We start from the raw sequence: 22,186 nt of genomic DNA on the forward strand, positions 1-22,186 counted from the left end.
CCCTTACAGCTTCATCAGGCTGGCGTCGTCGACCGAGGCCGAGTGGCGGGTGCGGAACAGCGACACGATGATCGCCAGGCCCACCACGACCTCCGCGGCGGCGACGACCATCGTGAAGAAGGCGATGATCTGGCCGTCGAGGTTGCCGTGCATCCGGGAGAAGGTGACGAAGGCGAGGTTGCAGGCGTTGAGCATCAGCTCCACGCACATGAACACCACGATCGCGTTCCGCCGGATCAGCACGCCGGTGGCGCCGATGGTGAACAACAGGGCCGCGAGATAGAGGTAGTTGACGGGGTTCACTGGGCCGCGTCCTCCGTCCGCTTGAAGTTCGCCGGTTCGTGCTCCGTGCGCTCCAGGCGTTCCTCGGCGCGCTGTTCCAGCGCCTTGAGGTCGACCAGGGCCTGGGCGGAGACGTCCCGGATCTGACCGCGTTCGCGCAGCGTCCGGCTGACGCTCAGCTCGGCGGGGGTGCCGTCGGGCAGCAGGCCCGCGATGTCCACCGCGTTGTGCCGGGCGTAGACACCGGGGGCGGGCAGCGGCGGTACGTGCTTGCCCTCGCGGACCCGCTCGGCCGCCAGCTCGCGCTGGGTCCTGGCCCGCTCGGTGCGCTCGCGGTGGGTGAGCACCATCGCGCCGACGGCGGCGGTGATCAGCAGGGCGCCGGTAAGCTCGAAGGCGAAGACGTACTTGGTGAAGATGAGGGTCGCCAGACCCTCCACGTTGCCGCCCGCGTTCGCCTGGCCGGTGCCGTTGAACCGGGTGAGCGAGGCGTTGGCGATGCCGCCCAGCAGCAGGACGCCGAAGCCGAGCCCGCAGAGCAGGGCCAGCCAGCGCTGGCCCCTGATGGTCTCCTTCAGCGAGTCCGCCGCGGTCACACCGACGAGCATCACCACGAAGAGGAAGAGCATCATGATCGCGCCGGTGTAGACGACGATCTGCACGACCCCCAGGAAATAGGCGCCGTTGGCGAGGTAGAACACCGCCAGGATGATCATGGTCCCGGCGAGACAGAGCGCGCTGTGCACCGCGCGCCGCATCAGGACGGTGCACAGGGCGCCGATCACCGCGACGCTGCCGAGAATCCAGAACTGGACCGCCTCACCGGTGGAGGTGCCCGCGGAGAGAGTGGCCGCGGCGGCGAGCTGTGTGCTCATGCCTCCACCCCCTCGTCCTCGGGCTTCTCGCCCTTGGAGGTGGCGACTTGGCGGACCGTGCCGGGGGCGGCCTCGGTCACCAGGCCCCGGTAGTAGTCCTGTTCGTCGGTGCCGGGGAAGATCGAGTGCGGGGAGTCGACCATGCCCTCGTCCAGACCGGCGAGCAACTGCTCCTTGGTGTAGATGAGGTTGGCCCGGCTGGAGTCGGCCAGCTCGAACTCGTTGGTCATCGTCAGCGCGCGGGTCGGGCACGCCTCGATGCACAGCCCGCACAGGATGCAGCGGGCGTAGTTGATCTGGTAGACGCGGCCGTACCGCTCGCCCGGGGAGTAGCGCTCCTCGTCGGTGTTGTCGGCGCCCTCGACGTAGATGGCGTCGGCGGGGCAGGCCCAGGCGCACAGCTCGCAGCCGACGCACTTCTCCAGGCCGTCCGGATGGCGGTTGAGCTGGTGCCGTCCGTGGAAGCGGGGAGCGGTGGTCTTCTTCTGCTCCGGGTACTGCTCGGTCAGCCGCTTCTTGAACATGGCCTTGAAGGTCACGGCGAAGCCGGCCACGGGATTCTGGAAACCGGGTGCGGTCTCCTTGGGCTCCTCAGCCATCGGACGCCTCCTTTCCATCCGAAGTTCCGTCACTGACAGTGTCCGCTCCACCACTGACAATCAGCTCCCGCTCCTGGCGCGGACGGCGCCTGGGCACCGCGGGCAACTGCTGTCCGGGCAGCGGCGGTACGGGGAAGCCGCCCGCCAGCGGATCGAATCCGGGCTGCGGGGCCGCCGCCTCCTCGGCCTTGGCCTTCTCGCGGAACATGTCGGCGATGAAGGAGATCAGCAGCAGGGCGAGCACACCGCCGCCGACGTACAGCGCGATGTCGGCGAAGTCGTAGTTCTCGTTGCGCAGCACCCGCACGGTCGCCACCAGCATCAGCCAGACGACCGAGACCGGGATGAGGACCTTCCAGCCGAGCTTCATCAGCTGGTCGTAGCGGACGCGGGGCAGGGTGCCGCGCAGCCAGATGAAGAAGAACAGCAGCAGCTGCACCTTGATGACGAACCACAGCATCGGCCACCAGCCGTGGTTGGCGCCCTCCCAGAAGGTGCTGATGGGCCAGGGAGCCCGCCAGCCGCCCAGGAAGAGGGTGGCCGTCACCGCGGACACCGTCACCATGTTCATGTACTCGGCGAGCATGAACAGCGCGAACTTGATCGAGGAGTACTCGGTGTTGAAACCGCCGACCAGGTCGCCCTCGGACTCCGGCATGTCGAAGGGGGCGCGGTTGGTCTCGCCCACCATCGTGATCACGTAGAGGATGAAGGAGACCGGCAGCAGCAGGATGTACCAGCGGTCCTGCTGCTGTTCCACGATCGTGGAGGTCGACATCGACCCCGAGTAGAGGAACACCGACGCGAACGCGGCGCCCATGGCGATCTCGTAGGAGATCATCTGCGCGCAGCTGCGCAGTCCGCCCAGCAGCGGGTAGGTCGAGCCGGAGCTCCAGCCCGCCAGGACGATGCCGTAGATGCCGATCGAGGCGACCGCCAGGATGTACAGCATCGCGATCGGCAGATCGGTGAGCTGCATCGTGGTGCGGTGGCCGAAGATCGAGATCTCGTTGCCGGCGGGTCCGAAGGGGATCACCGCGATCGCCATGCAGGCCGGGATGACCGCGACGATCGGCGCGAGGACGTAGACCACCTTGTCCGCGCGTTTGACGACGACGTCCTCCTTGAGCATCAGCTTCACGCCGTCGGCCAGCGACTGGAGCATGCCCCAGGGGCCGTGCCGGTTGGGGCCGATGCGCAACTGCATCCAGGCGACGACCTTGCGCTCCCAGACGATGGAGAGCAGCACCGTCAGCATCAGGAACGCGAAGCAGAACACCGCCTTGACGACGACCAGCCACCACGGGTCGCGGCCGAACAGCGAGAGGTCTTCAGCGGCGAGGAACGGGCTCATCCTCGAACCTCCTTGGGGGCCTCGGCGGCGGGGACCGCCGGGCCGATACGGACGAGGGAGCCGGGCCGGGCCCCGGTGTCGGAGGCGACGCCCCGGCCCGCCGAGTCCAGCGGGAGCCAGACCACCCGGTCGGGCATCTCGGTGATCTCCAGCGGGAATCCGGTCGTCCCGGCGGGACCGGTGACGGCGAGCACGCCGCCCTCCTCGACGCCCGCCTCGGCGGCCGTCGCCGCGGACACGCGCGCGTGCGCGGCGTGCCGGGTGCCGGCCAGCGCCTCGTCGCCCTGCTGGAGGACGCCGAGGTCGAGCAGCAGCCGGTGCCCGGCGAGCACGGCCTCCCCGGCGGCCGGGCGGGGCGGCGCGGCCCCGCCGTGCACCGGATCGGCGGCGCTCGCCCCGGTCCACGCGCCGAGCCGGTCGATCTCCGCACGCGCGGTGCGCAGGTCCGGCAGGCCCAGGTGGACGTCCATGGCGTCGGCCAGCATCTGCAGGACGCGGGCGTCGGCCGGGGCGAGGCGGCGGGTCATCTGGTCGGGCTTGAGCGCGGCCTCGAAGAAACGCACCCGGCCCTCCCAGTTGAGGAAGGTGCCGGTCTTCTCGGCCACCGCGGCCACCGGGAGCACCACGTCGGCACGCTCGGTGACCTCGCCGGGCCGCAGCTCCAGCGAGACCAGGAAGCCGACGCTGTCGAGCGCCTCACGCGCGCGTGCCGGGTCGGGGAGGTCGGCGACCTCGACCCCGGCCACCACGAGCGCGGACAGCTCGCCGGTGGCGGCGGCCTCCACGATCTGCTGGGTGTCGCGGCCGTAGCGGGCGGGGAGTTCGGCCAGCCCCCAGGCGGCGGCGACCTCCTCCCGCGCGCGCGGGTCGGTGGCCGGGCGGCCGCCCGGCAGGAGCGAGGGCAGCGCGCCCGCCTCGACGGCGCCGCGCTCCCCCGCCCGCCGGGGAATCCACACCAGCCGGGCGCCGGTCGCGGCCGCCGCGCGCGCGGCGGCCGTCAGGCCGCCCGCGACACCCGCGAGCCGCTCGCCGACCACGATCACGGCGCCCTCGGCGCGCAGCGCCCCGGCCGCCTCGGTACCGGCCGCCTCCAGACCGGTCCCGCCGGCCAGCGCGTCCAGCCACTCGGGCTCGGTGCCGGGCGCGGCCGGCAGCAGCGTGCCGCCCGCCTTCGTCAGGCCGCGGGTGGCGTGCGTGGCCAGCGCGTAGACCTTCTGGCCGTGCTTGCGCCAGGCCTTGCGCAGCCGCAGGAAGACGCCGGGCGCCTCCTCCTCGGCCTCGAACCCGACCAGCAGCACGGCGGGCGCCTGCTCCAGCGCGGTGTACGTGACCCCGGTGCCGTCGAGGTCACGGCCCCGGCCGGCCACCCGGGCGGCCAGGAAGTCGGCCTCCTCGCCGCTGTGCACGCGGGCGCGGAAGTCGATGTCGTTGGTGTCGAGCGCCACCCGCGCGAACTTGCTGTACGCGTAGGCGTCCTCGACGGTCAGCCGGCCTCCGGTGAGCACCCCGGCGCGGGAGCGGGCGGCGCCCAGGCCGCGCGCGGCCGCCTCCAGCGCCTCCGGCCAGGAGGCGGGTTCGAGCACGCCCTCGGCGTTGCGGACCAGCGGGGTGTCCAGCCGGTCGCGCGCTTGCGCGTAACGGAACGCGAAGCGGCCCTTGTCGCAGATCCAGTCCTCGTTGACCTCGGGGTCCTCGGCGGCGAGCCGCCGCATGACCTTGCCGCGCCGGTGGTCGGTGCGGGTGGCGCAGCCGCCCGAGCAGTGCTCGCACACCGACGGCGAGGAGATCAGGTCGAAGGGCCGGGAGCGGAACCGGTAGGCGGCCGAGGTGAGCGCGCCGACCGGGCAGATCTGGATGGTGTTGCCGGAGAAGTACGACTCGAACGGGTCGCCCTCGCCGGTGCCGACCTGCTGGAGCGCGCCGCGCTCGATCAGCTCGATCATCGGGTCGCCCGCGACCTGGTTGGAGAACCGGGTGCAGCGGGCGCACAGCACGCACCGCTCGCGGTCCAGCAGCACCTGGGTGGAGATCGGGACCGGCTTGGCGTAGGTGCGCTTGCGCCCCTCGAAGCGGGAGTCGGCGCTGCCGTGCGACATGGCCTGGTTCTGCAGCGGGCACTCGCCGCCCTTGTCGCAGACCGGGCAGTCCAGCGGGTGGTTGATGAGCAGCAGCTCCATCACCCCGTGCTGGGCCTTCTCGGCGACCGGCGAGGTGAGCTGGGTGCGCACCACCATGCCGTCGGTGCAGGTGATGGTGCAGGACGCCATCGGCTTGCGCTGGCCCTCCACCTCCACGATGCACTGGCGGCAGGCACCGGCCGGGTCCAGCAGGGGGTGGTCGCAGAAGCGCGGGATCTCGATGCCGAGCTGTTCGGCGGCCCGGATGACCAGGGTGCCCTTGGGCACGCTGAGTTCGATGCCGTCGATCGTCAGCGAGACGAGGTCCTCCGGCGGGACCGCCGCCTGCCCCCCGCCTGAGGGGGCATTCGTGGTCACGGTCATGCGTTCACCTCCGGGCGGTCCGCCCAGGCCGTCGACTTGGCCGGGTCGAAGGGGCAGCCCCGGCCCGTGATGTGCTGCTCGTACTCCGCGCGGAAGTACTTCAGCGAGGAGAAGATCGGCGAGGCCGCGCCGTCGCCCAGGGCGCAGAAGGACTTGCCGTTGATGTTGTCGGCGATGTCGTTGAGCTTGTCGAGGTCGTTCATCGAGCCCTTGCCCGCCTCGATGTCCCGCAGCAACTGCACCAGCCAGTACGTCCCTTCGCGGCAGGGCGTGCACTTGCCGCAGGACTCGTGGGCGTAGAACTCGGTCCAGCGGGTGACCGCCCGCACCACGCAGGTGGTCTCGTCGAAGCACTGGAGCGCCTTGGTGCCGAGCATGGAACCGGCGGCGCCGACACCCTCGTAGTCGAGGGGGACGTCGAGGTGCTCGTCGGTGAACATCGGCGTCGACGAGCCGCCCGGCGTCCAGAACTTCAGCCGGTGGCCGGGGCGCATGCCGCCGCTCATGTCGAGGAGCTGGCGCAGGGTGATGCCGAGCGGGGCCTCGTACTGGCCGGGGCTCGCCACGTGCCCGCTGAGCGAATACAGCGTGAAGCCGGGCGACTTCTCGCTGCCCATCGAGCGGAACCAGTCCTTGCCCTGGTGCAGGATCGCGGGAACCGACGCGATGGACTCGACGTTGTTCACCACGGTGGGGCAGGCGTACAGGCCCTCGACGGCCGGGAAGGGCGGGCGCAGCCGCGGCTGGCCGCGGCGCCCTTCGAGCGAGTCGAGCAGCGCGGTCTCCTCGCCGCAGATGTACGCGCCCGCGCCCGCGTGCACGGTGAGTTCGAGGTCCATGCCGCTGCCGAGGACGTTCTCGCCGAGGAAGCCCGCCTCGTAGGCCTCGCGCACCGCCTCGTGCAGCCGGCGCAGGACGGGGACGACCTCGCCGCGCAGGTAGATGAAGGCGTGCGAGGAGCGGATCGCCCAGCAGGCGATCACGATGCCCTCGATGAGGCTGTGCGGGTTGGCGTAGAGGAGCGGGATGTCCTTGCAGGTGCCGGGCTCGGACTCGTCTGCGTTGACGACGAGGTAGTGCGGCTTGCCGTCGCCCTGCGGGATGAACTGCCACTTCATGCCGGTCGGGAAGCCGGCGCCGCCGCGGCCGCGCAGTCCGGATTCCTTGACGTAGGCGATGAGGTCGTCCGGGGACATCGCGAGGGCCTTGCGCAGGCCCTCGTAGCCGTCGTGGCGGCGGTAGACGTCCAGGGACCAGGCGCGGTCCTCGTCCCAGAAGGCCGAGAGCACGGGGGCGAGCAGCTTCTCGGGGCTGGTGTCGTCCTTGACGTCGGTCACCACGGTCATCACTCCCCCTCCTCTGCGGTCGGACCGGACGGGTGGGAGGGGTCGGAGGCCGAGGTCTCGACGGGGTCGTGCGAGCTGAGGCGTTCGGCGGGCGACGGCTCGTGCACCGCGCTCTCCTCGGGCGGCGCGGCGTCGCGCGGGTGCACCACGCGGGCCGGGTGCGCCTCGCCCCGGGCCAGGCGCAGGCCGACCAGGGAGGCGGGGCCCGCGCTGCCGCCCTCCTCGACGGCGCCGGGGCGCTCGTCGGGGAAGCCGGCCAGGATGCGGGCGGTCTCCTTGAAGGTGCACAGCCGGGCGCCGCGCGTGGGCTCCACCGGCCGGTCGGCGCGCAGGTCGTCGACGAGGCGGGTGGCGCTGGCCGGGGTCTGGTTGTCGAAGAACTCCCAGTTGACCATCACGACCGGCGCGTAGTCGCAGGCCGCGTTGCACTCGATGTGCTCCAGGGTGACCTTGCCGTCACCGGTGGTCTCGCCGTTGCCGACGCCCAGGTGCTCCTGGAGGGTCTCGAAGATGGCGTCGCCGCCCATGACCGCGCACAGGGTGTTGGTGCAGACGCCCACCTGGTAGTCGCCGGAGGGGCGGCGCCGGTACATCGAGTAGAAGGTGGCGACGGCGGTGACCTCGGCGGTGGTCAGCTCCAGCACGTCGGCGCAGAACTTCATGCCGGTGCGGGTGACGTGGCCGTCCTCGGACTGCACGAGGTGCAGCAGCGGCAGCAGGGCGGAGCGGGAGTCGGGGTAGCGCGCGATCACCTCGCGCGCGTCCGCCTCCAGCCGGGCCCGGACGTCGTCCGGGTAGGCGGGCGGGGGCAGTTCCGGCATGCCCAGGCCGACGCCCCGCTCGGAAGAAGAGGTGGTCACCGGTCGACGCCTCCCATCACGGGGTCGATGGACGCCACGGCCACGATGACGTCGGCGACCTGGCCGCCCTCGCACATCGCCGCCATGGCCTGGAGATTGGTGAAGGACGGGTCGCGGAAGTGGACCCGGTAGGGGCGGGTGCCGCCGTCGGAGACGGCGTGCACGCCGAGTTCGCCCTTGGGCGACTCGACGGCCGCGTACGCCTGGCCGGGCGGGACCCGGAAGCCCTCGGTGACCAGCTTGAAGTGGTGGATCAGGGCCTCCATGGAGGTGCCCATGATCTTCTTGATGTGGTCCAGGGAGTTGCCGAGCCCGTCCGGGCCGAGCGCGAGCTGCGCGGGCCAGGCGATCTTCTTGTCGGCGACCATGACCGGGCCCGGCTGGAGCCGGTCCAGGCACTGCTCGATGATCCTGAGCGACTGGCGCATCTCCTCCAGCCGGATCAGGAAGCGGCCGTAGGAGTCGCAGGTGTCGGCGGTCGGCACGTCGAAGTCGTAGGTCTCGTAGCCGCAGTACGGCTGCGTCTTGCGCAGGTCGTGCGGCAGGCCCGTGGAGCGCAGGATCGGGCCGGTGGCGCCGAGCGCCATGCAGCCGGCCAGGTCGAGGTGGCCCACGTCCTGCATACGGGCCTTGAAGATGGGGTTCCCGGTGGCGAGCTTGTCGTACTCCGGGAGGTTCTTCCGCATCTTCTTGACGAACTCGCGGATCTGGTCGACCGCGCCGGGCGGGAGGTCCTGCGCGAGGCCGCCGGGGCGGATGTACGCGTGGTTCATCCTCAGGCCGGTGATCAGCTCGTAGATGTCGAGGATCATCTCCCGGTCGCGGAAGCCGTAGATCATGATCGTCGTGGAGCCCAGCTCCATGCCGCCGGTGGCGATGCACACCAGGTGCGACGACATCCGGTTCAGCTCCATCAGGAGCACCCGGATGATGTCGGTCCGCTCGGTGATCTGGTCCTCGATGCCGAGGAGCTTCTCGACGGCGAGGCAGTAGGCGGTCTCGTTGAAGAAGGACGTCAGGTAGTCCATGCGCGTGACGAAGGTGGTGCCCTGCGTCCACGTGCGGTACTCGAGGTTCTTCTCGATGCCGGTGTGCAGGTAGCCGATGCCGCAGCGGGCCTCGGTGACCGTCTCGCCCTCGATCTCCAGGATGAGCCGGAGCACGCCGTGGGTGGACGGGTGCTGCGGCCCCATGTTGACGACGATGCGCTCGTCGTCCGCCTTGGCCGCGGACTGGACGACCTCGTCCCAGTCGCCACCGGTGACCGTGTAGACGGTTCCCTCGGTGGTCTCGCGCGCTGACGCGTGGGAAGTGCTCACGAGTAGGACCTCCGCTGGTCCGGAGCCGGGATCTGGGCGCCCTTGTACTCGACGGCGATGCCGCCGAGGGGGTAGTCCTTGCGCTGCGGGTGGCCCTGCCAGTCGTCCGGCATCATGATCCGGGTGAGGGCCGGGTGGCCGTCGAAGACGATGCCGAAGAAGTCGTACGTCTCGCGCTCGTGCCAGTCGTTGGTCGGGTAGACCGCGACCAGGGACGGGATGCGCGGGTCGGCGTCGGGGGCGCTGACCTCCAGCCGGATCAGCCGGTTGTGGGTGATCGAGCGCAGGTGGTAGACGGCGTGCAGCTCGCGGCCCTTGTCGCTCGGGTAGTGCACCCCGCTGACGCCGGTGCACAGCTCGAAGCGGAGCGCGGGGTCGTCGCGCAGGGTGCGGGCGACGCGGACCAGGTGCTCGCGCTCGATGTGGAAGGTCAGCTCGCCGCGGTCGACGACCGTCTTCTCGACGGCGTTCTCCGGGAGCAGGCCCTGCTCCTCCAGCGCGCCCTCCAGCTCGTCGGCGACCTCGTCGAACCAGCCGCCGTAGGGGCGGCCCGCCGCGCCGGGGAGCCGGATCGAGCGGACCAGGCCGCCGTAGCCGGAGGTGTCGCCGCCGTTGTTCGCGCCGAACATGCCGCGCTGGACCCGGATCTCCTCGCCGCCCTGGCCGCGCTGGCCGGGGAGGTTGGAGGCCGAGAGGTCCTTCTCGGGGTTGACGCCGTTGGTGCCCTTGTCGTCGCTCACCGCAGCAGCCCCTTCATCTCGATCGTGGGCAGGGCCTTGAGCGCGGCCTCCTCCGCCTCGCGGGCGGCCTCCTCGGCGTTGACGCCGAGCTTCTCGCCCTGGATCTTCTGGTGGAGCTTGAGGATCGCGTCCAGCAGCATCTCGGGGCGGGGCGGGCAGCCGGGGAGGTAGATGTCGACCGGGACGATGTGGTCGACGCCCTGGACGATCGCGTAGTTGTTGAACATGCCGCCCGAGGAGGCGCAGACGCCCATGGAGATGACCCACTTCGGGTTGGGCATCTGGTCGTAGACCTGCCGCAGCACGGGCGCCATCTTCTGGCTGACCCGGCCCGCGACGATCATCAGGTCGGCCTGGCGCGGTGAGCCGCGGAAGACCTCCATGCCGAAGCGGGCGAGGTCGTAGCGTCCGGCGCCGGTGGTCATCATCTCGATGGCGCAGCAGGCGAGTCCGAAGGTGGCCGGGAAGACGGACGCCTTGCGCACCCAGCCCGCGGCCTGCTCGACGGTGGTCAGCAGAAAGCCGCTCGGCAGCTTTTCTTCGAGTCCCATGACTTAAAGGCCCCTCAGTCCCATTCCAGGCCGCCGCGCCGCCATACGTACGCGTACGCGACGAAGACGGTGAGCACGAAGAGCAGCATCTCCACGAGCCCGAAGACCCCGAGGGCGTCGAAGGTGACGGCCCAGGGGTAGAGGAAGACGATCTCGATGTCGAAGACGATGAAGAGCATCGCCGTCAGGTAGTACTTGATGGGGAAGCGCCCGCCGCCGGCCGGCGTGGGGGTCGGCTCGATGCCGCATTCGTAGGCTTCGAGCTTGGCGCGGTTGTAGCGCTTCGGACCGATCAGCGCGGCCATGACCACGGAGAAGATCGCAAAGCCTGCCCCGAGGGCTCCCAGTACGAGGATGGGCGCGTACGCGTTCACCGCTCCTCGCTCCCTTCAGTCGGCATTGACTGGTGGCGGTTCAGGGGCTCACATCTGCCTCTTCCGTCCCACTGACCCCACCTGTCCCGGCGAAGATCGAGAACATGTGAAGCAGGTCACAAGCCCAACTGCTCCGCATCTTATGCCCGACGCTCTGTGATCTGCGACACGGGGTATTGCACAAGCTTTGTGATCTCCACCACCTGACGAAGGATCATGAAGGCGGAGGATGAGTGATCTTCGTACGCGAAGCGTTCAGTTGATCACCAGAAGTGACAATCCCGCTCGTCGGCGCAGGCCAGAGGGGGTGCGAAGGGGATGCCTCAATATCAAGAGGGTTCCGGCGCATGCAAATTGGTGCTGGACGCATATGCCTGCTAGAGGATGGCGTTCACACCTCGGGGGGAGATCCGGGGCGCGGTGTGGACGCGCTCCGGGCACGTGCGCGCGTTCACGAACTCCGGACGCGCGTGCGCCGGACGCGGACGCGTCCGCTCCGGTGACCGTTCCGTGACCTCCGCCACACCGGTGGCGGCCGTTCCGGAACCGGGCTTGGCCATCCACCCCAACCGATGGTAGGCGCGGGGCAATTCGGACGTAATGATCAAAGACCGTGATCAACGGCCCAATGGGCCCCGTCCACTATGTCCGTTACGGCGTCAATAAAGAGTGTCGCGAACAAGTTTCGGGGATCGGATTGAACAATTGTGGCGCAGCACACGTTTGTTGAAGATATGAAGGAGCCCCTGGTACCGGTTGTTCCCATGTCCCACACCGCTCACATACGCAGCCACCGGAAGCCCCGCCGCAGCGCGTCGTCCATCGCCGTGCGCTCGGGTGTCGCCGGCGGCGTCCTCAGCACCCTGGCGGTCGCCGGAGCGGGCTACGCGAACGCGGCCGAGGCCCAGCCCGTGACGCAGACGCTCGAACTCCCCACCCTCACCGCCGACGTGGCCGACCAGGTCGCCCAGTCCGCGGACGCCACCCAGCAGGCGGCCGCGAACTACGAGCTGCAGGCCGAGCGTGACGCGGCCGCCGCCGACGCCGCGAAGCAGGCCAAGGCGGACCTCGCCGAGGCCCAGCAGAAGGCCGAGGCCAAGAAGAAGGCGCAGGAGGAGGCCCGCAAGGAGGCCGCCGCCCGTGCCACCCGCAACGCCGAGCGCACCGTCCTGTCCGCCTCCGCGGGCAGCTCGACCGTCACCGGCTCGTCCAGCGCGACCGGTTCGGCCGCGTCCATCGTGTCGTTCGTGAAGTCCCAGGTCGGCAAGGCGTACGTCTCCGGCGCCACCGGCCCCTCCGCGTACGACTGCTCGGGTCTGGTCCAGACGGCGTTCAAGCAGGTCGGCATCAGCCTGCCGCGCGTCTCCCAGGACCAGTCCACGGCCGGCACCCAGGTCTCCCTGGACAACCTCCAGCCCGGCGACATCCTCTACTGGGGCAGCGCGGGCAGCGCGTACCACGTGGGCGTCTACGTCGGCGACGGCATGTTCGTCGGCGCGCAGAACTCCGCCACGGGCGTCGCCGAGAAGCCTCTCTCCTACGACCCGCCCACCGGCGCGGTCCGGGTCCTCTGACCTCACCACAGGCTCAGCAACACGAAAAGGCCGCTGCCCTCGGGGGGCAGCGGCCTTTCGCGTGTCCTCAGGGCACTCAGGCCTTCGGGGCCACCCTGGTGAGGCCGTTGATCACGCGGTCCATCGCGTCGCCGCCCGTGGGGTCGGTGAGGTTGGCGAGCAGCTTGAGGACGAACTTCATCAGCAGGGGGTGCGTCAGGCCGCGCTGGGCGCCGATCTGCATGACCTTCGGGTTGCCGATCAGCTTCACGAAGGCGCGGCCCAGCGTGTAGTAGCCGCCGTAGGTGTCCTTCAGGACGCGCGGGTAGCGCTGGAGGGCGATCTCGCGCGCCGCCGGGGTCGGGCGGGCGTGGGCCTGCACGATGACGTCCGCGGCGAGCTGGCCGGACTCCATGGCGTAGGCGATGCCCTCGCCGTTGAACGGGTTCACCATGCCGCCGGCATCACCGACCAGCAGCAGGCCCTTGGTGTAGTGCGGCTGGCGGTTGAAGGCCATCGGCAGGGCGGCGCCCCGGATCGGGCCCGTCATGTGCTCCGGGGTGTAGCCCCACTCCTCCGGCATGGACGCGCACCACGCCTTGAGGACCTCGCGCCAGTCCAGCTCCTTGAAGGACTCGGAGGTGTTGAGCACGCCGAGGCCCACGTTGGACGTGCCGTCCCCCATGCCGAAGATCCAGCCGTAGCCGGGCAGCAGCCGGTCCTGGGCGCCCCGGCGGTCCCACAGCTCGAGCCAGGACTCCAGGTAGTCGTCCTCGTGACGGGGCGACTCGAAGTACGTACGGACCGCGACGCCCATCGGACGGTCCTCGCGGCGGTGCAGGCCCATCGCCAGGGAGAGCCGCGTGGAGTTGCCGTCCGCCGCGACCACGAGGGGTGCGTGGAAGGTCACCGGGCGCTTGTCGTCGCCCAGCTTCGCCGTCACGCCCGTGATGCGGCCCGTGCGGTCGTCGATGATCGGCCCGCTGACGTTGCACAGCTCGAAGAGGCGGGCGCCCGCCTTCTGCGCCTGCCTCGCCAGCTGCTCGTCGAAGTCGTCGCGCTTCCGCACCAGACCGAAGTTCGGGTACGAGGCGAGATCGGGCCAGTCGAGCTGCAGCCGGGAGCCGCCGCCGATGATGCGCAGGCCCTTGTTGCGCAGCCAGCCCGCCTCCTCGGAGATGTCGATGCCCATGGCCACGAGCTGCTTGACCGCACGCGGGGTGAGGCCGTCACCGCACACCTTCTCGCGCGGGAACTCGGTCTTCTCCAGCAGCAGGACGTCGAGTCCGGCCTTGGCGAGGTGGTAGGCGGTGGTGGAGCCGGCAGGCCCCGCGCCCACGACGATCACGTCTGCGGTGTTGTCGGAGAGGGGCTCAGTCACGGCGGGTTCTCCCCAAGGTCGTGAATCTTCGTGCCGTCGGGCACTGGACATGGGCAGTCTATTCAGCAGAATTGATCAACCGGCTGAAGGGCTGCTCCGTGAACCGAACTCACCCCGTAGTACGGCTGCGTGTGCCCACCGACGAGGACGCCTTCGTCTGGCACCGGGTCTTCGCCGATCCCGAGGTCATGCGGTTCCACGGGGGGCGCGCGGCCGAGCTGTCCGTGTACGAGGAACTCACCGCGCGGCAGCGGCGGCACGACGCCGAGCTGGGGTTCTGCCTGTGGTCCGTGCTCGACTCCTCCGGGGACGTGGTGGGGTTCACCGGGGCTCAGCCGTGGCCCCACGCGTGGGGGCCCGCAGGGGAGATCGAGATCGGCTGGCGGCTCGGGCGGCCGCACTGGGGGCTGGGATACGCCTCCGCCGCCGCCTCCGCCTGTCTGGAGCGGGTGCGTGCCGCCGGGGTACGCCGGGTCGTCGCCATGGTCGACGCCGACAACGAGCGGTCCATCGCGGTCACGCGGCGGCTGGGGATGCGGCTCTCCGAGCGGTTCACCACGCCCTCCTCCGAGCGGGAAGGGCACTGCTACTCACTGGAGTTGTGACTCCGTGTAGTCGATTGTCACAGAAAGACAGATGCCGCTTCCGGGTGCGCTCCCCCGGAGTTACCCTGCCAGTACCACTGGGGGTGACATCAGTGCGCATACCACCCAAAACGCCCGAAGTGCGGGTGCCCCGGTTCGTCGGGCTCATGGCCGTGGACGCCCGCGCGGCCGCCCGGTCCCGGGGGCTGTTCCTCAACACACCCGACCGGCCCGAGTTCGCCGGTGTCGTCGTCGACTACGTCGTACGGCAGTTCCCGGCGCCCGGGGCCGAAGTCCCGCCGGACTCCGTCGTCTACGTGTGGTTCGACTTCGGCGAGGGCGAAGGGGGCGGGGGCGTGCGGGAGCCGCGGCTCCCGGCCCCGCCCTCCGGCGGGCTCCAGCGCGAACTGGGCGAGCCCGGTGACGCGTTCGAGATGATCGGGCGCTGAGCGGGTCAGAGCTGCTTGAAGCCCCGGTGCAGGGCCACCACGCCGCCGGTCAGGTTGCGCCAGGCCACCCTGGACCAGCCGGCCTTCTGCAGCTTCTCCGCCAGCGCGGGCTGGTCGGGCCACGCCCTGATCGACTCCGCCAGGTACACGTACGCGTCCGGGTTCGACGACACCGAGCGGGCCACGGGGGGCAGTGCGCGCATCAGGTACTCCGTGTACACCGTGCGGAACGGGGTCCACGTGGGGTGCGAGAACTCGCAGATCAGCACGCGGCCGCCGGGCTTGGTCACCCGGTACAGCTCGCGGAGCGCCGCGTCGGTGTCCTGGACGTTGCGCAGGCCGAAGGAGATCGTCACCGCGTCGAAGGTGTCGTCCCTGAACGGCAGCCTCGTCGCGTCTCCCGCCGTGATCGGGAGCCAGGGGTACTTCTTCTTGCCCACCTGGAGCATGCCCAGGGAGAAGTCGCAGGGGACCACGTAGGCGCCCGTGCGGGCGAAGGGGAGCGAGGACGTCGCCGTGCCCGCCGCGAGGTCCAGGACCTTCTGCGCGGGGCGGGCGTCCACCGCCTTCGCCACCTCCTTGCGCCAGCGGCGGTCCTGGCCCAGCGACAGCACGTCGTTCGTGAGGTCGTACCGTTCCGCCACGTCGTCGAACATCTCGGCGACTTCGTGCGGCTGCTTGTTCAGGGAGGCGCGGGTCACGCTGTCATTGTTGCAGGCCGGTTGGATTCGGGTCGGTACGGGTGCGGTGCGTCGTGGGGGCGGGGCCGCGCCGGGGGGTGTCCGTCCTCGGTCCGGCGACTTGGGTTTCTCCGGTGGAGCACAACTTGCCTGATCGCCGGCCGCTGCGGGCGGACACCCCCCGACACGTCCCCTCCTCGCCGTCGCCGGCCGGCCGTTTCCGTTGCTCAGCAGCCTCGGTAGACGAGGCGGCCCGCCATCACCGTCGCCACGCAAGTGCTTGCGCCTCGGTTCACCAGGTCCTCGCGGGTTTCCACGTCGAACACCGCGAAGCGGGCCGCGCCGCCCCGTGTCAGTGGCGGCAGGAGGATCAGGGGGCGGGGGGAGAGGGACGGAGGGCCCGGGAGGCGGGGTGGGCGTTGGCCCACCGCCAGGGCCGCTCTGCGGATCACGTCCGCCACCGTGCGGGTGCGCAGGTCACCTGCGACCGCCACCGTGCCGTGGGCCAGCATGCGCTGCACGCCCCTGCGGGCGCTCGCGCCCAGGCGGGACGAGTCCTCGCGGAAGAGCGCCTGTGCGCGCTCTCCCGTGATCGGCTCCGTGCCCAGCGCGTCCGCCTCCCTCGGGTCCGGGTGGTAGGTCTCCTCCAGGAGTTCCGGGGCGTACGGGTTCAGCAGGCCCGGCAGGAGGATGCCCGGCCAGCGGCGGACCCTGGCCTGCGGGACGGCGGCCGTCAGCCTCTCGTACGGGCCTACGGCCGCCACGGTCGCCCCGTCGACCAGGACCGCCGTCTCGGGGGAGTTCTCGGCGACGTGAAGTGTCAGCACCTTGCGCCTAGTTGGAGGCGATCAGCTTCAGCTCGGGGTGGGCCGTGCCGCCCTCGATCGCCGTCGAGGAGATGTGCGAGACCACGCGGTCGTCGACCGGGTCGTTCGCCGGGTCGTCGTGCACCACGAGGTGCTCGTAGGTCGTCGCGCGCTGCGCAGGGGTACGGCCCGCCTTGCGGATCAGGTCGATGATCTCCAGGCGGTTGCTGCGGTGCTTGGCGCCGGCCGAGGAGACCACGTTCTCCTCCAGCATGATCGAACCCAGGTCGTCCGCGCCGTAGTGCAGCGAGAGCTGGCCCACTTCCTTGCCCGTGGTCAGCCAAGAGCCCTGGATGTGCTGGACGTTGTCCAGGAAGAGGCGCGCGATGGCGATCATGCGCAGGTACTCGAAGAGCGTCGCCTGCGTGCGGCCCTTCAAGTGGTTGTTCTCGGGCTGGTAGGTGTACGGGATGAAGGCCCGGAAGCCGCCCGTACGGTCCTGCACGTCCCGGATCATGCGCAGGTGCTCGATGCGCTCGGCGTTGGTCTCGCCCGTGCCCATCAGCATGGTCGACGTGGATTCCACGCCCAGGTTGTGCGCCGTCTCCATGATCTCCAGCCAGCGCTCGCCGCTCTCCTTGAGGGGCGCGATCGCCTTGCGGGGGCGCTCCGGGAGGAGTTCGGCGCCGGCGCCCGCGAAGGAGTCCAGGCCCGCCCGGTGGATGCGGGTGATGGCCTCCTCGACCGAGACCTTGGAGATGCGGGCCATGTGCTCGACCTCGGACGCGCCGAGGGAGTGGATGACCAGCTGGGGGAACGCGTCCTTGATCGCCTTGAAGTGCGACTCGTAGTACTCGACGCCGTAGTCCGGGTGGTGGCCGCCCTGGAACATGATCTGGGTGCCGCCCAGTTCGACCGTCTCCGCGCAGCGGCGCAGGATGTCGTCGAGGTCGCGGGTCCAGCCCTTCTTGGTGTCCTTCGGGGCCGCGTAGAAGGCACAGAACTTGCACGCCGTGACGCACACGTTCGTGTAGTTGATGTTCCGCTCGATGATGTACGTCGCGATGTGCTCGATACCCGCGTACTTGCGGCGGCGCACCGCGTCGGCGGCGGCGCCGAGCGCGTGCAGGGGGGCGTCGCGGTAGAGGACGAGCGCTTCCTCGGGCGTGATGCGTCCGCCCGCTGCGGCTCGGTCCAGCACGGCTGCGACATCCAAAGAAGCGAGTTCGGCCTTCTCGGTCACCGGGCGTCCCTTTCGTCAAGGGTTGTGGACGGACGTCGCCAGCCTACGCCAGCGGCACGGATCACCCGACTTCAGGCCGTGTGGGGGCTCCGGAGGAGGGGGTGGCCCGCCTCGTCTCAGGAGGCGTACGCGCCCGCCAGCACCCCGAGCAGGGTCCCCGTCAGGAGGAACGGGCCGAAGGGGATGGCCGATCTGCGGGTGGCCCTGCGGGTGAGGAGGAGCCAGACGCCGTACAGCGCCCCCGTGGCGAACGCGGCGAAGGTGCCGAGCATCAGGGTCGGCCAGCCGTACCAGCCGAGGGCCGCGCCCAGGGCCGGGGCCAGTTTGACGTCACCGAAGCCCATGCCGGAGGGGTTCAGGAGGTGCAGGGCGAGGTAGCCGGCGCCGAGGGCCAGGGCGCCGTAGAGGGCCGTGCGCCAGGTCCCGGTGTGTTCGGGGAGCCACGCCGCTAGGGCCAGGAGGGCAAGAACGGCAGGGGTGAGCGGGAGGGTCAGGGGGTCCGGGAGGCGGTGCACCCGTACGTCCACCGCTGCCAGGAGGACTGCCACGGGGGTCAGGGCCAGCCAGGCCGCCAGTTCCGGGCGGGGCCCCGTCGCCAGGGCCAGGAGGGCGCAGATCGCGGCCGTCAGGAGGGGGAGGGTGGCCGCCTTCGTGTGCGGGCACCGGGGGCACGGGGTCGGGCCCAGCCAGCCGGTCAGGGGGTGGTCCGCCGTCTCGCAGGCCGTGCGCCACGGGGTGCCCTGGGGGGTGGTGAAGCGGTACGCGGCCCTGGGGAGCAGGGCTCCGGTCAGCGCGCCCCACAGCGCGGCGATCGCCACGGGGAGCAGGTCAGGCAGCTCAGTCAGCTCAGGCAGCTCAGTCAGCTCAGTCATCGGGGTGCCACCCTCGACAGGCGGGCCTCGGGGGTGTCCTCGGCCGCGCTGCCGAGAGCGCGGGGCAGCTCGTAGCCGGCGACCCGGCCCATGCCGCCGGAGCCGAGCCGGCCCAGCAGCCGGTACGGTCCGACCGCGGCCGGTTCGTCCGCTCCGAGCGGCTGCATGGCGACCCCTCCCCCGCGGGCTCCCCCGTAAAAGCCGCGCCCTCGCAGGGTAGTGATTACGCCCCGAGCAGTTCCACCTTCACGTCGGCCGGGAAGCCCGTCGTCGGGCCGACGCGGCGGGCGAACTCCGCGACCGCCTTCAGCTGCGGGGGCCCGAAGGAGAAGTCCAGGGTGGTGAAGTACTGCTCCAGGGTCGCCTCGTCGAACGCCTCCCAGCGGGCGGCCTGCTCGGCGACCTTGCCGACCTCCTCCAGGGACACGTTGCGGGAGGCGAGGAACGCCTCGTGCACCTTGCGGGTGATCTCCGGCTCGCGTTCGGCGTAATCGCGCCGGGCGGCCCACACGGCGAAGACGAACGGCAGGCCCGTCCACTCCTTCCACAGCTCACCCAGGTCGTGCACCTGAAGGCCGTAGCGCGGCGCGTCGACCAGGTTGGCGCGCAGGGCCGCGTCGCCGATGAGGACGGCGGCGTCCGCCTCCTGCATCATCAGGCTCAGGTCGGGCGGGCAGGTGTAGTACTCGGGCCGCACGCCGTACCGCTCGGCCAGCAGGAGCTGGGCCAGGCGGACCGAGGTGCGCGAGGTCGAACCGAGGGCGACACGCGCGCCGTCGAGCCGGTCCAGCGGCACCTGCGAGACGATCACGCAGGACATCACGGGGCCGTCGCAGCCCACGGCGATGTCCGGGAAGGCGACCAGGTCACCGGCATTGCGCAGGAATTCCACGAGAGTGATCGGACCGATGTCGAGATCACCGCGCACGAGCTGCTCGCTGAGCTTCTCCGGGGTGTCCTTGGTCAGCTCGAAGTCCAGGAGCGTGCCGGTTCTCGCGAGCCCCCAGTAGAGGGGCAGGCAGTTGAGGAACTGGATGTGGCCGACGCGCGGCCGGGTGCGAGAATTGTCCACATAGCGAGACTAGACCCCTTGCGATACGAAGCCCGGACCGGGCCGTGACCGGGGCGCCCGAGAGGCGGTTCAAACATTCGGGTGACGTGATCTTGACCTCTATTGCTTTCCGGGGGCCGCGTGCTAGGCTCGCCGCAAGTTGCAGTTTGGTTTCCCTTGCAGTACAGAGCCTGCGGAGCATGTGACCGCGGGCTCTCGTCGTTTTCAGATGAATGCAGTCGTGCAGCACCGTCCGCACTTGCAGGTTCTGGAGCAGGGCAACCCTTTTGAGCCCAAGGAGGGCTTATGGCTACCGGAACCGTTAAGTGGTTCAACGCCGAAAAGGGCTTTGGCTTCATCGCCCAGGAGGGCGGCGGCCCCGACGTCTTCGTTCACTACTCCGCGATCAACGCCACCGGCTTCCGCTCCCTCGAGGAGAACCAGCAGGTGAACTTCGACGTGACGCAGGGCCCGAAGGGTCCGCAGGCGGAGAACGTCACCCCCGTCTGATCACTGCCTGATCGCAGAACCTGAGTGCAGTACCCAAGGAGCCCCACGCCTTCCGGCGACGGGGCTCCTGCCTTTGCCGTGACCCCTTCATGAATTCCCGGCGAATTCCCTCTCCCGCGAGCCGCCCATTGACCGTCGGAGCCGCGGGCATTCCGGTACCTCGGTTCTCCGGGGAACACCCGCGGGAAGTCCCCGGAACCCCGGCCGTATCCACGAAGTCCCGCATGACGCCGGTGCGCCGGTCTCAGGGGCCGGTGATCTGTCCCGACCCCTCGTACAGGCCCTCCACCTCGTCCGCGAAGTCCCGCAGGATGCGCGCCCGGCGGAGCTTCATGGACGGGGTCAGATGGCCGGTGTGCTCGCTGAAGTCGCCCGGCAGGACGGCGAACCGGCGGATGGACTCGGGGCGGGAGACGAGCTGGTTGGCCTGCTCCACCGCGTCCCGCAGGACCGCGTTCAAGTCCGGGTCACCGGTGAGCAGTTCGGCCGGGACCGGGTGCTTGCCGTTCATCTGGCGCCAGTGGTGCAGGCCGTCCCGGTCCAGGGTGATCAGCGCGGCGATGTACGGGCGGCCGTCGCCGACGAGGAGGCAGTGGGAGATCAGCGGGTGCTGGCGCAGCCAGTTCTCCAGCGGCGCCGGCGCCACCGACTTGCCGCCCGCCGTGATCAGCAGCTCCTTCTTGCGGCCGGTGATGGTCAGGTAGCCGTCGTCGTCCAGCTCGCCCAGGTCGCCGGTGGCGAGCCAGCCGTCGCGGGTCGCGGGGACGACACCGCCCGCCTGCTGGTCCCAGTAGCCGCGCAGCACATGGTCACCGGCGAGCAGGATCTCGCCGTCGGCCGCGATGCGGACGCGGGTGCCTGGCAGCGGCCAGCCGACGGTGCCCAGGCGGGGCTTGAGCGGCGGGGTGACCGTGGTCGCCCCGGTGGACTCCGTGAGGCCGTACCCCTCGAAGATCTCGATGCCCGCACCGGCGTAGAAGGCGGCCAGCCGGCGGCCGAGGGGGGAGCCGCCGCAGATGGCGTACCGGACCCGGCCGCCCATGGCGGCGCGCAGCTTGCGGTAGGCGAGCGGGTCGTAGAAGGAGCGGCTCGCCTTCAGGGCCGCGCCCGGCCCGCCGCCGGTGCCGGTCTGGCGGGCCTCCAGCGCCTCGCCGTAGCGCACGGCGGTCGCGGCGGCCCGGTCGAAGGCGGCGGCCTTGCCGGTCTCCTCGGCCTTCGCGCGGGCGGTGTTGTACACCTTCTCCAGCATGTACGGGATGGTCAGCAGGCAGGTCGGGCGGAACGCGGCCAGGTCCGGCAGGAGATGCTCGGGCTTGAGGCTGGGGGCGTGCCCGAGGCGTACGCGAGCCCGGACGCAGGCGATGGCGACCATGCGGCCGAAGACGTGCGACATCGGCAGGAACAGCAGCACCGACGCCTCGTCACCGGTCGTCACCTTGAACACCGGGTGCAGGAGTTCGATGGCGTTGTCGACCTCGGCGAAGAAGTTGCCGTGCGTCAGGGCGCAGCCCTTGGGGCGGCCGGTGGTGCCCGAGGTGTAGATCAGGGTGGCGAGGGTGTCGGGCCCCAGCATGCCCCGGCGTACGGCGACCTCGCCGTCCGGCGTGCCCGCGCCCGCCTCGGCGAGCAGCTCCACGTGCCCCTCGTCGATGACCCAGACGTGCCGCAGCCCGGGGAGCTGGTCCAGCTCCGGGGCGATGGCGGCGCCCTGGGCGGTGGTCTCGGTGATCAGGGCGACGGCGCCGGAGTCCTGGAGTATCCAGCGGGTCTGGTAGACGGAGGAGGTCGGGTAGACCGGCACGGTGACCAGACCGGCCGCCCAGGCGGCGAAGTCCAGCAGGGTCCACTCGTAGCGGGTGCGGGCCATGACCGCGATCCGCTCGCCGGGCATCAGCCCCTCCGAGACCAGCCCGCGCGCCACCGCCAGCACCTCGGCGGCGAACCGCTCGGCCGTCACGTCCTCCCACGCGCCGTCGGCGTTCTTCCGGCTGAGCACGACCGCGCCGGGCGCCGCCTCGGCGTTCTCGAAGGGCAGGTCGGCGAGCGAACCGTGCGTCACCGAGGGCGCGAGCGGAGGCACCGCCACCTCCCGCACGGCCCCGTCCAGGCGCCGGATCTCGGGTTCCACCAGCACCGGCCGGCCGTCGTAGTCGAGGGCCGAGACGTGCGGGGCGGGCGAGACGGGGGCGTTGGGGTACAGGGCGGTCACGGGCGGCTCCTGGGACGTGCAGCGGCGTACTGCTTGCTGCATGACAT

At 70.6% G+C, this 22,186-nt stretch carries 23 protein-coding genes; 4 read left to right on the forward strand and 19 right to left on the reverse strand.

Annotated features, from left to right (window positions below; all coding sequences use genetic code 11):
- Window positions 1-3 precede the first annotated feature (3 nt).
- From nuoK to ABZ898_RS25925, 11 genes are read right to left on the reverse strand one after another with little or no spacing between them, the layout of a single operon-like run.
- On the reverse strand, window positions 4-303 hold the full coding sequence (gene nuoK / locus ABZ898_RS25875) for an NADH-quinone oxidoreductase subunit NuoK (protein WP_030742982.1): 300 nt from the start codon (window positions 301-303) through the stop codon (window positions 4-6).
- Entirely contained in the window at window positions 300-1,157 is an 858-nt protein-coding gene (locus ABZ898_RS25880; RefSeq protein ID WP_361663491.1) for an NADH-quinone oxidoreductase subunit J, read from the reverse strand. Before ABZ898_RS25880 ends, nuoK begins: the two co-directional genes overlap by 4 nt.
- Complete coding sequence (gene nuoI, locus ABZ898_RS25885) at window positions 1,154-1,756, reverse strand: NADH-quinone oxidoreductase subunit NuoI (protein ID WP_030813678.1); 603 nt, start codon at window positions 1,754-1,756, stop codon at window positions 1,154-1,156. Before nuoI ends, ABZ898_RS25880 begins: the two co-directional genes overlap by 4 nt.
- On the reverse strand, window positions 1,749-3,110 hold the full coding sequence (gene nuoH, locus ABZ898_RS25890) for an NADH-quinone oxidoreductase subunit NuoH (RefSeq protein WP_361663494.1): 1,362 nt from the start codon (window positions 3,108-3,110) through the stop codon (window positions 1,749-1,751). Before nuoH ends, nuoI begins: the two co-directional genes overlap by 8 nt.
- Complete coding sequence (locus tag ABZ898_RS25895; RefSeq protein ID WP_361663497.1) at window positions 3,107-5,611, reverse strand: NADH-quinone oxidoreductase subunit G; 2,505 nt, start codon at window positions 5,609-5,611, stop codon at window positions 3,107-3,109. Before ABZ898_RS25895 ends, nuoH begins: the two co-directional genes overlap by 4 nt.
- The gene (gene nuoF / locus ABZ898_RS25900) at window positions 5,608-6,960 is read right to left on the reverse strand and encodes an NADH-quinone oxidoreductase subunit NuoF (RefSeq protein ID WP_361663500.1); all 1,353 of its coding nucleotides are present in this window, start codon (window positions 6,958-6,960) and stop codon (window positions 5,608-5,610) included. Before nuoF ends, ABZ898_RS25895 begins: the two co-directional genes overlap by 4 nt.
- Entirely contained in the window at window positions 6,957-7,817 is an 861-nt protein-coding gene (gene nuoE, locus ABZ898_RS25905) for an NADH-quinone oxidoreductase subunit NuoE (protein ID WP_361663504.1), read from the reverse strand. Before nuoE ends, nuoF begins: the two co-directional genes overlap by 4 nt.
- Window positions 7,814-9,136, reverse strand: a complete 1,323-nt coding sequence (locus tag ABZ898_RS25910; RefSeq protein WP_361663507.1) for an NADH-quinone oxidoreductase subunit D — start codon at window positions 9,134-9,136, stop codon at window positions 7,814-7,816. The genes nuoE and ABZ898_RS25910 overlap by 4 nt, the downstream gene beginning before the upstream one ends.
- The gene (locus ABZ898_RS25915) at window positions 9,133-9,876 is read right to left on the reverse strand and encodes an NADH-quinone oxidoreductase subunit C (RefSeq protein ID WP_361663510.1); all 744 of its coding nucleotides are present in this window, start codon (window positions 9,874-9,876) and stop codon (window positions 9,133-9,135) included. Before ABZ898_RS25915 ends, ABZ898_RS25910 begins: the two co-directional genes overlap by 4 nt.
- Complete coding sequence (locus tag ABZ898_RS25920; protein WP_361663513.1) at window positions 9,873-10,427, reverse strand: NADH-quinone oxidoreductase subunit B family protein; 555 nt, start codon at window positions 10,425-10,427, stop codon at window positions 9,873-9,875. The genes ABZ898_RS25915 and ABZ898_RS25920 overlap by 4 nt, the downstream gene beginning before the upstream one ends.
- A gap of 14 nt (window positions 10,428-10,441) precedes the next feature.
- Window positions 10,442-10,801 carry an NADH-quinone oxidoreductase subunit A gene (locus ABZ898_RS25925; protein ID WP_030813697.1) on the reverse strand — a complete coding sequence of 120 codons (360 nt, stop codon included), beginning with the start codon at window positions 10,799-10,801 and terminating at the stop codon, window positions 10,442-10,444.
- Window positions 10,802-11,565: 764 nt separating this feature from the next.
- Here ABZ898_RS25925 and ABZ898_RS25930 point away from each other — a divergent pair.
- Window positions 11,566-12,375 (forward strand): C40 family peptidase, encoded by an 810-nt coding sequence (locus ABZ898_RS25930; RefSeq protein ID WP_361663516.1) that lies wholly within the window; start codon window positions 11,566-11,568, stop codon window positions 12,373-12,375.
- 76 nt (window positions 12,376-12,451) lie between these two features.
- Here the strand turns inward: ABZ898_RS25930 and ABZ898_RS25935 are convergent, their stop codons facing one another.
- Entirely contained in the window at window positions 12,452-13,786 is a 1,335-nt protein-coding gene (locus ABZ898_RS25935; RefSeq protein ID WP_361663519.1) for a geranylgeranyl reductase family protein, read from the reverse strand.
- A 47-nt stretch (window positions 13,787-13,833) separates the two neighbouring features.
- Between ABZ898_RS25935 and ABZ898_RS25940 the strand changes: the two genes are divergently transcribed.
- Entirely contained in the window at window positions 13,834-14,340 is a 507-nt protein-coding gene (locus tag ABZ898_RS25940) for a GNAT family N-acetyltransferase (protein WP_361663522.1), read from the forward strand.
- Window positions 14,341-14,432: 92 nt separating this feature from the next.
- Window positions 14,433-14,768 (forward strand): PASTA domain-containing protein, encoded by a 336-nt coding sequence (locus ABZ898_RS25945; protein WP_361663524.1) that lies wholly within the window; start codon window positions 14,433-14,435, stop codon window positions 14,766-14,768.
- A 5-nt stretch (window positions 14,769-14,773) separates the two neighbouring features.
- Here ABZ898_RS25945 and ABZ898_RS25950 read toward each other — a convergent pair whose 3' ends face one another.
- From ABZ898_RS25950 to ABZ898_RS25975, 6 genes are all read right to left on the reverse strand, one after another.
- On the reverse strand, window positions 14,774-15,469 hold the full coding sequence (locus tag ABZ898_RS25950) for a demethylmenaquinone methyltransferase (protein ID WP_361663526.1): 696 nt from the start codon (window positions 15,467-15,469) through the stop codon (window positions 14,774-14,776).
- Between the two features lie 206 nt (window positions 15,470-15,675).
- Window positions 15,676-16,275 carry a hypothetical protein gene (locus tag ABZ898_RS25955; RefSeq protein WP_361663529.1) on the reverse strand — a complete coding sequence of 200 codons (600 nt, stop codon included), beginning with the start codon at window positions 16,273-16,275 and terminating at the stop codon, window positions 15,676-15,678.
- A gap of 7 nt (window positions 16,276-16,282) precedes the next feature.
- Window positions 16,283-17,497: a cyclic dehypoxanthinyl futalosine synthase gene (gene mqnC, locus ABZ898_RS25960; RefSeq protein ID WP_361663531.1), complete on the reverse strand. Its 1,215-nt coding sequence runs from the start codon at window positions 17,495-17,497 to the stop codon at window positions 16,283-16,285.
- A 116-nt stretch (window positions 17,498-17,613) separates the two neighbouring features.
- Complete coding sequence (locus ABZ898_RS25965; RefSeq protein ID WP_361663534.1) at window positions 17,614-18,369, reverse strand: A24 family peptidase; 756 nt, start codon at window positions 18,367-18,369, stop codon at window positions 17,614-17,616.
- A complete protein-coding gene (locus ABZ898_RS25970) occupies window positions 18,366-18,536 on the reverse strand; it encodes a hypothetical protein (protein WP_361663537.1) in 171 nt (56 codons plus the stop codon). Before ABZ898_RS25970 ends, ABZ898_RS25965 begins: the two co-directional genes overlap by 4 nt.
- Before the next feature lie 56 nt (window positions 18,537-18,592).
- A complete protein-coding gene (locus tag ABZ898_RS25975) occupies window positions 18,593-19,441 on the reverse strand; it encodes a menaquinone biosynthesis protein (RefSeq protein ID WP_361663540.1) in 849 nt (282 codons plus the stop codon).
- Between the two features lie 285 nt (window positions 19,442-19,726).
- On the opposite strand from ABZ898_RS25975, the gene ABZ898_RS25980 reads away from it, so the two are divergent.
- Window positions 19,727-19,930, forward strand: a complete 204-nt coding sequence (locus ABZ898_RS25980; protein ID WP_030813734.1) for a cold-shock protein — start codon at window positions 19,727-19,729, stop codon at window positions 19,928-19,930.
- A gap of 244 nt (window positions 19,931-20,174) precedes the next feature.
- On the opposite strand, the gene ABZ898_RS25985 is transcribed toward ABZ898_RS25980, so the two are convergent.
- Window positions 20,175-22,139 carry an AMP-binding protein gene (locus tag ABZ898_RS25985; protein ID WP_361663543.1) on the reverse strand — a complete coding sequence of 655 codons (1,965 nt, stop codon included), beginning with the start codon at window positions 22,137-22,139 and terminating at the stop codon, window positions 20,175-20,177.
- Window positions 22,140-22,186 lie beyond the last annotated feature (47 nt).

Source organism: Streptomyces sp. NPDC046860 (assembly GCF_040645115.1).
In the GTDB taxonomy this organism is placed as follows: Bacteria; Actinomycetota; Actinomycetes; order Streptomycetales; family Streptomycetaceae; genus Streptomyces.